The organism is Virgifigura deserti, from assembly GCA_003576685.1.
Taxonomy (GTDB): Bacteria; Pseudomonadota; Alphaproteobacteria; order Dongiales; family Dongiaceae; genus Virgifigura; species Virgifigura deserti.
The window spans coordinates 97,761-109,690 of sequence record QOZR01000012.1 but is presented as its reverse complement, the minus strand read 5'-3'; the positions used below and the strand labels follow the sequence as shown (position 1 = coordinate 109,690).

At 60.4% G+C, this 11,930-nt stretch carries 11 protein-coding genes; all 11 read right to left on the bottom strand.

Annotated elements, in window-relative coordinates:
• Positions 1 to 9 precede the first annotated feature (9 nt).
• The 11 genes from DT069_RS19610 to fcl all read right to left on the bottom strand — a co-directional run bounded on the left by DT069_RS19610 (position 10) and on the right by fcl (position 11,724).
• Positions 10 to 1,671, bottom strand: a complete 1,662-nt coding sequence (locus tag DT069_RS19610; RefSeq protein ID WP_119462017.1) for a carbamoyltransferase family protein — start codon at positions 1,669 to 1,671, stop codon at positions 10 to 12.
• A gap of 105 nt (positions 1,672 to 1,776) precedes the next feature.
• Positions 1,777 to 2,625 (bottom strand): sulfotransferase, encoded by an 849-nt coding sequence (locus tag DT069_RS19605; protein WP_119462016.1) that lies wholly within the window; start codon positions 2,623 to 2,625, stop codon positions 1,777 to 1,779.
• 13 nt (positions 2,626 to 2,638) lie between these two features.
• A complete protein-coding gene (locus DT069_RS19600; RefSeq protein ID WP_162913303.1) occupies positions 2,639 to 3,850 on the bottom strand; it encodes a glycosyltransferase family 4 protein in 1,212 nt (403 codons plus the stop codon).
• Entirely contained in the window at positions 3,850 to 4,467 is a 618-nt protein-coding gene (locus DT069_RS19595; RefSeq protein WP_162913302.1) for a class I SAM-dependent methyltransferase, read from the bottom strand. The genes DT069_RS19600 and DT069_RS19595 overlap by 1 nt, the downstream gene beginning before the upstream one ends.
• An 8-nt stretch (positions 4,468 to 4,475) precedes the next feature.
• Positions 4,476 to 5,150 carry an FkbM family methyltransferase gene (locus DT069_RS19590; RefSeq protein ID WP_119462014.1) on the bottom strand — a complete coding sequence of 225 codons (675 nt, stop codon included), beginning with the start codon at positions 5,148 to 5,150 and terminating at the stop codon, positions 4,476 to 4,478.
• Between the two features lie 133 nt (positions 5,151 to 5,283).
• Positions 5,284 to 6,387 (bottom strand): FkbM family methyltransferase, encoded by a 1,104-nt coding sequence (locus DT069_RS19585; RefSeq protein ID WP_119462013.1) that lies wholly within the window; start codon positions 6,385 to 6,387, stop codon positions 5,284 to 5,286.
• Between the two features lie 59 nt (positions 6,388 to 6,446).
• On the bottom strand, positions 6,447 to 7,193 hold the full coding sequence (locus DT069_RS19580; protein ID WP_119462012.1) for an FkbM family methyltransferase: 747 nt from the start codon (positions 7,191 to 7,193) through the stop codon (positions 6,447 to 6,449).
• Between the two features lie 50 nt (positions 7,194 to 7,243).
• A complete protein-coding gene (locus DT069_RS19575) occupies positions 7,244 to 8,764 on the bottom strand; it encodes an ABC transporter ATP-binding protein (protein ID WP_119462011.1) in 1,521 nt (506 codons plus the stop codon).
• A complete protein-coding gene (locus DT069_RS19570) occupies positions 8,761 to 9,654 on the bottom strand; it encodes an ABC transporter permease (protein ID WP_119462010.1) in 894 nt (297 codons plus the stop codon). The genes DT069_RS19575 and DT069_RS19570 overlap by 4 nt, the downstream gene beginning before the upstream one ends.
• Positions 9,655 to 9,660: 6 nt before the next feature.
• Entirely contained in the window at positions 9,661 to 10,734 is a 1,074-nt protein-coding gene (gmd, locus tag DT069_RS19565) for a GDP-mannose 4,6-dehydratase (protein WP_119462009.1), read from the bottom strand.
• Positions 10,735 to 10,776: 42 nt separating this feature from the next.
• Positions 10,777 to 11,724 carry a GDP-L-fucose synthase gene (gene fcl, locus DT069_RS19560; RefSeq protein WP_425450396.1) on the bottom strand — a complete coding sequence of 316 codons (948 nt, stop codon included), beginning with the start codon at positions 11,722 to 11,724 and terminating at the stop codon, positions 10,777 to 10,779.
• Between the last annotated feature and the right edge of the window lie 206 nt (positions 11,725 to 11,930).

Sequence of the window (11,930 nt, the reverse complement as noted above, 5' to 3'; positions counted from 1 at the left end):
CGGCGCGCATCATGCGATGCCGGGTTTCGCCACGAGGAAATCGCCGATCGCCAGATATTCCAGCCCGGTATCGAAGAAGCACTTGATCGCGTCGCTCGGCGTGCAGACAATCGGTTCACCCTTCACATTGAAGGATGTGTTGAGAACCACATACTCGTTCGTGAGGTTGCCGAACGCCTCGATCAGGGCGTGGAAGCGCGGGTTCACATCGGCCTGTACGGTCTGCGGCCGCAACGATCCGTCGACATGGACCACCGCCGGAATGTTGTCGCGCCGGCCCGGAGCCGCGTCGAAACCGGTGATCATGAAGGGCTCGGAGCGCGGCTGCACGAGGTAGTCTTCCTTCTTCTCGTCCAACAGGGCCGGGCAGAACGGCCGAAAGGCCTCGCGGTACTTCACCGACGCGTTGATGATGTCCTTGTTCTCGGCGCGCAGCGGACTCATCAGGATCGAGCGGCCCCCAAGGGCGCGAGGACCGGACTCCATGCGGCCCTGAAACCAGCCGAGGATCCTGTTGTCCGCCAGGAGTCGGGCCACCGTCTCGGGAAGGTCCGCCGGGCGTGTGTATGGAATATGGCGGGCCTCCAGCGCCGCCTGGATCTCCGCATTGGAGAATTCGGGGCCATGATAGAGATGTTCCAAGCGCTCCATTTCGGCTTCGGGGTGCGCCTCGTAATATGCGGCCAGGGCGGCCCCTGCCGGCAGGCCTGAGTCGCCCGGGTTGGGATAGACCCAGTGCTGATCGATCCGTCCCGACTGCCAAAGTTTTCCATTGAGCTTCACGTTAAGGAAGAAGCCGCCGGCGCAGCAGAGCGTGCGCGTGCCTTCACGGTCCAGCCAGGGCAGGATAAGAGCCTGAGCCTGCTCTTCCGCGACGCGCTGTGCCTCCGCGGCGAAGTCTTCCCGGGATACTTCGCGCAGCAGGTCCCGAAGTGCCAGCGCCTCTTCCATATGATAGTGGAAGGTGCCGTGATCGGGAAAGCGATGAACCCTGGCGTAGCTCCGCGCCTCGATCAGCTCGCCGTCCCGGTAGACAGGATAGAAGCGATCGAACAACCCTGGTCGGGGCGTGCCGTAAGGCGCAAGGCCCATCAGTTTCCACTCGTCGCTTCCGTGGCGCCATCCGAGAGCTTCGGTGGCGGCCGAGTAGAATCGACCGATAGACCCACTGCCATCCCAGGAGGCCAGCGGTTCGAGCCGATTGCCTTGTCCTCGCCAGATGCTCACGGATGAGCGGTCGCCCATGCCGTCCAACACGGCGACCAGTGTGCGCTCAGTCCGACCGAGACCGGCCGTGTAATAGGCGCTTGCGGCGTGGGCGCGGTGGTGCTCGACGCGCACAAGCCGGCATTCGCGGGTGACCGGAAAACGGTCCATGTAGATTGGGAGCGGATCCTGCGACACGGGCGCAGCGGCTTCCGGTGGAATCAGGCCCGGGAAGAAATAGGCGAATTCCGGCGCCACATACTCCGAGGCAACGGCAACGGCATCGAGATCGGACGGTTCGATTTCGGCGGATTCCAGGCAGAAGCGAATGGCATGGACCGGAAAGGAGCCGTCGTTCTTCTTGCGGGTAAAGCGCTCTTCCGCGACATCTGCAATGATGCGCCCCCCGATGACCAGACATGCCGCTGCGTCGTGGCCAAATCGGACGCCAAGAATTTTCTTCATCGCCGTTTTCTATATTCTATTAATGCGTTGCTATGTATCGGAGTGATCGCGTGAGTCGATCCTATTCTGCGTAGCTCTGTCCCCGAAACCAAGAGGCGCCTCCCGTTATCGCCTAAAGCACTGGGCGAAGCGGCCGAGACCGTGGGGGCCCGATATCGCCGTACTGTAGCCATAGAAGGCCATGGCCTTCGCAAGCCGCGCTCCCGGGCGCCAGTTGCGTACCTCTCGATCCGTAGAGCGCCTGCGTCGGCCGACGTTCGTGGGATGAAAGTCCGCATAGCTTTCAGGAACATGCTCGACGCCGCAATGGTGGAAAATATGGGGCATGTAAACATGCGGCGCGGCGGCCAGATCCTCATAGCGGAAGATCGGAATGTTCTCGCCCTTGGTGATAAGCTCGAAAAGATGATCATTCTTCGCCAGCCAGTGAGTCTCGCGCCTTTCAAGGCTGTCGTCCTCCAAGTGCCGGAACTCCTGCACCAACCGGCGCCACCGCTCTATTGCATGACGGCGCGATCCACGCCCTAGAACTTCGTACTGGCTAGCAATTACGTCTTCGGGATTGCGAATAACAGCAAAGAAACGGACGTCGCGACCGCCATCACGATATTGCCTTATGAGGTTTAGGGCAGATCGATTCCCGAGATACTGCGGCGATTTATCAAAGAGAACCGGGCCGAGCCGCGCGAGACTCTGGTCCCACAGGTCGAAAATATCGTCCTTCGTCGGAGACCTCGGAACATCAAGGAATGGGTGACTTTCGGCGAGACGACTGCGGAAAGGCTCCACATCGCCCTCAATCGCCCGGGCCGCCAGATTCCAGAAATTAGGCTCCCAAATGCGAATCTCCTGGTTCCAATGACAGACCTTCACCTGGGGGTGCTCCTGAAATGCGCGGAACAGAGCGGTCGTGCCAGACCGTTTGTGGCTGAGAAGGATGAGTGTCCTCGACATTGCCGTGTATCAATTAGACCAACGGACTCACGCTTACTGTACCGAGGCAACCTTTCCAAGGGAAAGCCTCGGCTCCGTTGCCTGCTGCTATGTATGCGAGGCGGTCGGCGAAGAGGTCAAGCCGATACCGCTCGAGCACCCGTGCCCGGCCGTTCCGCCCAATCCGGCGAGCCGAGTCCGGATTGCGAGCCAAGCTCGACAGAATTCTGACGAACGCCTCTGGCGTGTTTGGTTGGGCGAAGAGAATATCTTCGCCATTGCTGAAAACGCCGCGTTCCCAAAAGCCGCCGAACTCCGAGATCACGACCGGGCAGCCACACGCCATCGCCTGAAGCGCGACGCTCTGTCCCGATGGCTGAAGGGTTTCTCTGATGGGGAGGAGAACGGCCGCGGCGTTCCGGTAGTAGGCGCGAACCTCCTCGTCTGTCAGAACGGCCTTCTTCCAATGACTGGCTATAACCTTCAGGTTGGGCGGAACAGTCCTGTCCCCGAGCAGCGACGACAGTGCTACAAACCGCTGCTCCGGCATCGCCCGCGCGATCTGATGCAGCATGTCGATGTCCCGGTTCGCGTCATTGCCGACGAAGAGGACATATTGCCCGCCTGCGTCCGACGCCTCCTGACCGGGCGTCCAGAAATCCATGTCGACCCCGAAGGGAACGAAGTGCAGCCGCGAATGCAAGTCGGGGAAGAGAGTCAGTGCCGCGCGATATTCGCCCTCGCCGAGGAACAGGGCACCTCGCGACGCCCGCAACAGATCGCGATACCTGTCCAGTGCCTGCCGCCGCTGCCGGCTGCCGTCGGGGAAGCGGCGCAGCGGCTTGCTGAGCATGCCCATGACGAAGAACAGCATCGGCACGCGCGCCCGCCCGCGCCAGCCTCGCAAATGATCGGCAAGTCCGAGGGCGACATATTCGGTACCGGCGAGCAGGAGATCGTAGGTCCGCAGATGGTGCCTCTCCTCGACGAACAGGCGCTCGCAATGCTCCATCCCCAATTCGCGGCTGCGCCGACGGTCTTTGTGGGCGGCCCACCGATAGCGCCATGTTTCCGGATCAGGTGCGAGCTCCGTCGTTTCGAGCAGCTCGACCTCCAGTCCCCGCTGTCGCAGTTGGGGCAGGCCATAGAAGAACTCCTGCGCCATCGGCACCCCCTGTTCGAGCTGCGCAAGCCGTTCCCGACGTCCGCCGGCGTGGACGAACAGGAGGCGCGGCCGGTTCCCCATCAACCTTTCTCGGCCATCAGGTTGAGGCTGGTTCGTATGCCGTCGAGCTCGTCGAAACTGGAATCTCGGCGTAGACCGGTGGTCTCCGGATCCCATTCCTGCACGTTCACGAACCCCGTTTCGGTCAGGCACTGCTCCAGAAAGGCGCGGTCGAACAGGCATTTGTGGAGGTTTTCCCGGTAGTCCTGCTCGCCGCACAGCCGCCCGAGGAGGCGCGGGTAGAGCGGGAGCCGGCCCTCCACATAGAGCCTTGTGATCGCCCCGAAGTCAGGAACCGCAACCCGTATGACGCCGCCCGGCTTGAGAAGCATGTGGATGGCTTTCAAGAAACCGAGGACCGTTTCGTCGTGATCGCGCTTCGCCTTTCCCGGGCTGGCGAAATGCTCGAGGACATGGGAGATGTAGATCTCGTCACAGCGCCCGGAAAAGTAGCGCAGACAATCCTTCGGCCCCGCGACGAGGTCGACGCTGGGCAGTGGCCGGACGTCGACATTGACATATCCATCCTGCCGATTGCCGCCACAGCCGAGATTGAGCTTGAGGGTAGGGGCCGCTGCCGCCCGCTTGATCAGGTGCCGGTTCCGAACCACTCTCGCCAGCGTCTCTACCGCTCCCATTCGCCCACTCATGTCGGCTGCTGCGCTTTGTCCAGCCGACGAAAGACCAGGTCGAAATAGCTGCCGACGCCCGGCATGCTCGAGAAGCACTGGCGTCGCTCTTCGACGAAGCCCGCCTCACCGAAGAAGGCGCTCAGATCCTCGACCGTACATCCGCCTTCGTAGGATTCGAAGTCCGCCGCCTCTACCTTGACGTAAGTGATCCCTTGCAGGGTGGAACGGGCCCCCATGAGGACGCGGAGCTCCGATCCCTGCGTATCCATGACGATCGTGTCATAGCTCCGTTCGTCGACGCTCTCTCTTCGGATCAGGGTATCGAGGGTGGTGCTGCGCATGGAAAGCTGCCCGTCGTAATGCACATGCGGCCACATCCGCTTGTGATCTTTCATCGGCAGGACGGACGACGACTTTCCCGAATTGCTCGCGATATGTAGCGCGACCTCGACGTCATCCTGATCGAGGAGCAGGGCTTGAAGCGCTCGTTGATTCGCATAGCCCCGTATGTTCTCGACCAGTTGGTCGAAAACGCCCGGGATAGGCTCAAGCCACAAGACCTTTAGATTGTGCTCGGCATAGAGGTCGCGTTCTTGGCCGCTGCTCGCACCGATATGGATCACGCCGCGCGAGCGCTTCAGAAAAAAATTGATCCGTCGGGATGCTCTTGCCCTCTTGATGCCTCGCATCCAGGCATTTATTTTCTTTTGTCTTGTCGAAATCCTGTTGAGGAAGAGCACGGATCCGTCTCTGCATTATTCGTTGTTTGAAGAGTGCTCTCGGCCGTCCCGCCCCATGGTGGGGCGGCCGATACAGTTACTGTCAATAATCCTTGGAAGCACGCTTGCGATTCCGCACCCTATTCGGGTGGAACAGTTGCAACCATTTCTTTCTGATGAAGGGGAATCGCGTCCAGTACGGCCCTCTACATAGCGACGGCATTACCTGCAGATCCCGGCTGCCGAAGGGCACCTTACTCCAGTTAAGGGTCCGGTTTCCCTCGACAACGAGCGTGCCGTCGAAGAGCTGGAAAAGATCGAGGAGAAGTTCCCGCGATCGAAAGAACGGCTCGGGATCATCTGTTTCCACGCCGAAGGGGGCCGCGTAATCGGTTCGCACAAATATCGCATTCGCGAAGGTGTTGCAGACCAGCGTATAGCCCAGTTCCTTGCCGAGTTCCCACATCGCGCGGAGGGAGCTGCCTTCGCGTAGCCGGAAGTCTGGCGCCTGAACGAAGGTGATGTGGGGGGGGATGGCCGGGTTGAACTCGATGACGATAATCTTCGGCCTGTAGTTCTTCAACGACCGCCAGACGTGATAGTCACATCCATCAATGTCGATCGATAGGAGGTCGAAATCTTTCGGAATCGGGAATTTTGCAAGAATTTCGTCGAGGGTACTTCCCGCTTCCAACCCGACATACTGGTTAAGGCAATGAACGTTCTCCCTACCCGCATGGGTCTGCTGAAGCCTTTTATGATAGGCCGGCTCACCCTCGATCTGGATGGATGACCAGCCACGGTTCATGATCAGATTATATGTGTTGCTGTAGAGCTCTCCATTCAGTGCGCCAAACTCGACGCACCATTCCGTCTGATTGGGGATGAGCTCAAGAATCTTCTCGATAACGCCATCTTCGCCTGATTGGGAGGTGACATCCCGACGGTAATTCAGGAGCCATTGATTCTTCCGCCTGTTCAATTCGAGCAAGTCTGTCAGGCACCGGCGCTGCATCAGAACTTCTGCAAGCATCGCTCCTTGTTCCGACGCCAGCAGATCCTGAAGCGCTCCAAGATCTTTCGGATTCAGGCTCTTTCGGGCATGGCTCAGGACGACATTCCGAAAATCAGGCTCTTCCGCCTTCATGGCCTCCGGTGCCCGCTCTCCGTCGATGCCATCGGGTGCCGGGCCTTGTCCGGTCGTCATTATTGAACTCTGCACCGCGAATGCTTTCTCCGCTCGCTCGGTCACGATCTGAAACCTATCTAGCTTTGGACGGCGATATAATTTGTCGTAAGGAAAGACTCCTGCCGTTCATGATATTTCTCAATTGCGTGTATGCCAGACAACGGATTGATGATGTAAATTGCGAATCCGAGATCATCCAAGAAAAACCAGAAATCGCGCAGGTAGGTTCTGGAATCGATGTTGCATCCGCCAAATTCAAACGATAGGGCTCTAATTTTCCCTGAAGTTAGGCTCTTCTGAGCTCCCTCCAGAACCTTCATCTCGTGCCCTTCGACGTCCAACTTGAGAAAATCGACTCTTTCGATATTCCTCTCCGAAAGAAACGCGTCGACGGTGGTGCACTCAACGGGGCGTTCCTTATCGAACTCCATGCCGTAATGATCCAGCTTCCGGCGATAGACCGAGGATATGCTGGCGCCCGAGACGTGGCTGTAAAGAACGAGTTGGCCTGGGTTGTCGCTGGCGGCGAGCGGAACGAGTTCGAGGCGTGGGTCGGCAATTTTCCTGATGAAGTCGTGATTCTCGGGTGCCGGCTCGAAAGCGTAAATGCTTGCCAGTTGCGGGCCGGCTATGTCGAGAAGTGCCCGGCTCCATTCACCGCGATGTGCGCCGACATCAAGTATGATAGCGCCGGAAGAGGGCAGGAAGCGTCGCGCGGCGCCCGCTTCCGCGCGGAGCGTGTGACGACCTCCAAATCCCTGCCCAAGCCAGTAACCGAGCCGCTTGTGAAGCGCTAAGGCTCCATCGTAAAGGCGCTCACGCATCGACCATATCTCTCATTCGTCACGGCGCCTTGTGAGAAGGTGCTCGCCTGTCACTGTTTGCGTCCAATATGGCGCTCGAGAGCGCTGGCTGCCGAGGCAGGCATGCGGCCGACATTGTCTGCTTCTCCAAGAGAGTGGCCCCTCGGTGGAGATCCGATCTCATGCGAAACGGACTCACATGCATCCAAGTCATGCCTTTGCCGACTTGGATCAGGGGGGCGCGAGTCGGTGTGATCTTGAAGGTTCACCGGCAGGAAGTTAGCCCCCAAAGAGTTGTCGATCATTCGCCGATAGTGGATGCGGCCGGGTTCCCATATGTCCTGGAGAACCTCTCTGGGTTCCACCGTGAAACGAAGGATCGCATAAGCTCCGAATGAGACGACCGAAATGTCATGTTCCGGCAGAATCAGAAGTCCCAATTGGTAATAGCCGGGATTGAACTGGGAAAGATCGACTCGGAACCGGCGTTTGAAGCGCTCGCCGAGCCTGACCGTGAGCCTGTCTTGGATAAAGCAGTAAGCCTGCCATTCCGTGTCGTTCCGCCCGACAAAAAGCCCGTGATAGAATTCGTCTACCTCCGCGTCATCTTGGACTGAGAACTCCAGATCGAGATCATAGATTCGGTCTGTCTCGGATGACGGAATCACGAAGTCTTTCGGAAGCAGTTGGGCGCCGTCGGACAGCTGAATACTCTCGAGGCGGAAGGTGTCGATACTCCTGTTGATCGGGACCGGCTGACTGTCCAACTGGTCCACGGCCGCTTTCTGCTGTTGCGTCAGATATCGGGAGCACACCTCCCGCGATGGCCCGATCTCCTTCATCCGTCCATGGTCAAGCCACACCGCACGGTCGGTGATGCTCAGGACCTGGTTCATATTGTGAGAGATATAGATAAGGGCCACGTCCCGCCGCAGCAGCGCCGACATGGCCTCGCGCGCCTTGGCGCGGAAGCGCTGGTCGCCGACCGCGAGCACCTCGTCGAGGATCAGAACGTCCGGGTCGACATTGATGGCGATCGAGAAGCCCAATTTGACGCGCATGCCGCTGCTGTAATTCTGCACCGGCATGTCGATGTCGTCCTCCAGCTCGGCGAAGCGCACGATTTCGTCGAAGCGTTCGTTGATTACCGACCTCGGCATGCCGAGCAGGGCGGCGCGGATATAGATGTTCTCGCGCCCCGTGAGCGTAGGGTTCATGCCGCTGCTGAGTTCGATCAAGGCCTGAACTCGTCCGCGGGTCCGGACGAACCCGGTGGTCGGCTTGATGATGCCGGTGATGATCTTGAGCAGCGTCGACTTGCCGGCGCCGTTGGGGCCGATGATGCCGAGAGCTTCGCCGCGGCGCAGAGTGAACGACACTCCCTGCAGCGCCCAGAATTCGTCCGCTCGAAGAACGGGGCTTACCGATCGGCCGGTCAGTTCGCTGCCAAGGTCCCGAACGGCATAGAACAGCGTCTTGCGCAGGCTGCGAGCGAACTTCTTCGAAACCTCCTCGACCTCGACCAGTGTCTCGTCTTCGGCTCGAGATGCAGCAGCCGAGTCCGCTTCGAGGTCAGCGAACTTGGACGTCATGCACTCTGCCTCTCGACGACGATCGGAAGCGCAATGAGATAAAAGGCCAATGCGACCAGCAGAAGAACGCAGGAGCCACCAACCGTCGGGCCCCAGCTGGCGAACGCCGGCATCGGCAGCGACGTCAGGCTCGCCCGTCCCGCCTCGATCAGCGCCGACATCGGATTGAGGGTCACCAAGAGCCGCAGCCACCCCTCAGCCGGCGTGACGTAACCAATCGGCGTGATCAGAATCATGAAAGACAGGACCATCTGCACAGCCATTCTGGTGTCCTGAAAAATCAGGTTCAGCGGTACCAACAGGATACCGATCGCCATGCCGGCCACGACAGTGCCCGCCACTATGGCGGGCAGCAGAAGAATGTCCCAGCCGGGCCAGGCGCCGAACGCCAGGAACACCACTGGCAACACGCTCATGTTGATCAGAAAATCGATCGCGACCAGAAGAACCGCGGAGACCAGGAGCGCCTCGCGCGGGAACTGCACCTTGGAGAGGATCGACTTCGAAGCCTGAACGACGGTCATCGGTTGCAACAGCGAGTTGCTGAAGAGCTGCCAAAACATTGCGCCAAGAAACGCGTACAACGGATAGGGGATCTGCGTGTCGCCGGTATTGAGGAGCTTCGTGCTGCGCATGAACGTGAACGCCAACGTCGTAGCAACGGCCGGCAGCAGAGCCCAGATATAGCCGAGAAGGGTCTGGCGGTACTTGGCTTGTATGTCCCGCTTCGCCAACTGATACCCGAGGGGAACCGCCATACGCGCCTCGCGCCACCAGCTTCGCAGGGCGGGGCCGGGGTGGCGCAGGACGCTTTCCGCAGAGTTGATTCTTTCTTCCATGGGCTGTAGCTGCTGATGGGCTCGCTGAAACGATGCAGCGGTTTTCAACATGCGCAATCAGGCGCCGTCACGGTTGCGCCGCCCATTCTCGTTGACCACCGCCTCCAAATCCGCCGCGACCATCTCGCGCACGAGCTGGCGGAAGGAGGTGCGGGGGGTCCAGCCGAGCGTCTCACGCGCCTTGGTCGCGTCGCCGAGCAGCAGGTCCACCTCCGTCGGACGGAAATAGCGCGGGTCGACCTCGACCAGGACCTGACCGGTGGCGCTGTCGACACCCGTCTCCTCCACGCCTTTCCCGCGCCACGCGATGCTGCGTCCGATCTCCGCGAAGGCGAGCTCGACGAACTCGCGCACGCTGCGGGTCTCGCCGGTGGCGAGCACATAATCGTCGGGCCTGTCCTGCTGCAAAATGCGCCACATGCCCTCGACATAGTCGCGGGCATGGCCCCAGTCGCGCTGGGCGTCCAAGTTGCCGAGATAGAGGCGGTCTTGAAACCCGTGATGGATCGCCGCGACCGCGCGGGTGATCTTGCGCGTGACGAAGGTCTCGCCGCGGATCGGGCTCTCATGGTTGAACAGGATCCCGTTCGAGGCGTGCATGTCGTAGGCCTCGCGATAGTTCACGGTGATCCAGTAGGCATAGAGCTTGGCCGCCGCATAGGGCGAGCGCGGGTGGAACGGCGTCGTCTCGTCCTGCGGGACCGCCTGCGCCTTGCCGTAGAGCTCGGAGGTGGAGGCCTGATAGAACCGGGTCTGCCGCTCCAGCCGCAGGATCCGGATCGCCTCGAGCAGGCGCAGCGTGCCGAGCGCGTCGGCGTTGGCCGTGTATTCCGGCGTCTCGAAGCTGACCTGCACGTGGCTCTGCGCCGCCAGGTTGTAGATCTCGTCGGGCTGCGTCTCCTGGATGATCCGGATCAGGTTCGTGGCGTCGGTCATGTCGCCGTAATGCATCCGGAAACGCGAATCGTCGACATGCGGGTCGACATAGAGATGGTCCACCCGCTCCGTGTTGAAGGAAGACGAGCGCCGCTTCACGCCGTGCACACGGTATCCCTTCTCCAGCAGAAATTCGGCCAAATAGGCACCGTCCTGGCCCGTGATTCCGGTCACCAGCGCAGTCTTCTCCGTCAATCCCGCGTTCCCCTTCTTTCCGATGCGCCATACAGGCCGCAGCTACTGCCGCAGACCTTCGATATTTTGCAGAAACCAGTCGTAATAGAGTTTCAGCCCCTTTTCCAGCGGGGTGGGCGCGGTCCAGCCCAACTCCGTGAGACGGCTCGTATCCAGCAGCTTCCGAGGCGTTCCGTCCGGACGCGACGTGTCATAGACCAGCCGTCCCTCATAGCCGACCGTGCGCTGGATCGCCTCGGCAAACTCGGATATCGGCAGGTCGCGGCCGGTGCCGACATTAACCGGCTGCTCGCCGGAGTATCGCTTGAGCAGAAAGACGCAGGCGTCGGCCAAGTCGTCGACATAAAGAAACTCGCGCCGCGGCCTTCCGGTCCCCCAGACGACGACTTCAGGCTGGCTCGCCACCTTGGCGTCGTGAAAGCGCCGTAGCAGGGCGGCCGGGACATGGCTGTTCTCCGGGTGGAAATTGTCGCCTGGTCCGAAGAGGTTGGTCGGCATCGCGGCGATGAAATCGCAGCCATGCTGCCGGCGATAGGCCTCGCAGAGCTTCATGCCCGCGATCTTGGCGACCGCGTACCATTCGTTCGTCGGCTCGAGGGGGCCCGTCAGCAGCGCATCCTCGGGAATGGGTTGCGGCGCCTCGCGCGGATAGATGCAGGACGAGCCCAGAAACAGCAGTTTCCGGACCTCGACCTCCTGGGCCGTGTGAATAATGTTCGTTTCGATGGCGAGATTGTCATAGAGGAAGTCGGCCGGGAAGCTGTTGTTCGCGTGGATCCCGCCTACCCGTGCCGCCGCGACGACAACCGCATCGGGCCGGTTGGCGGCCATCCAGATTTCCACGTCGCCTTGCCGCCGCAAATCGACCTCCTGTCGCCCGACGGTCAGCACATCGCAGTTTTCGCGCTGCAATCGACGGACCAGGGCGCCGCCGACCATACCGTTATGGCCCGCCACCCAGACTCGCTTTCCCGCCAATTCGAAAGTCATATTGCTCCCCTCAGGCATGGCGACGAGAGTGCCCCGGCGCGGCCGAGGCCTTGATATCATAAACCGGAATGCGAAAACACGCATGAACGCGCGCGCTTATAATCGCGGCACGGAGATGCGCCTCTTTGTAATGGACGATGATTCCGCTGCGATGCTACCGTGCCCGCCGGACGGGGGCGCGACAACAGGAACGGAGTTCGGAATTG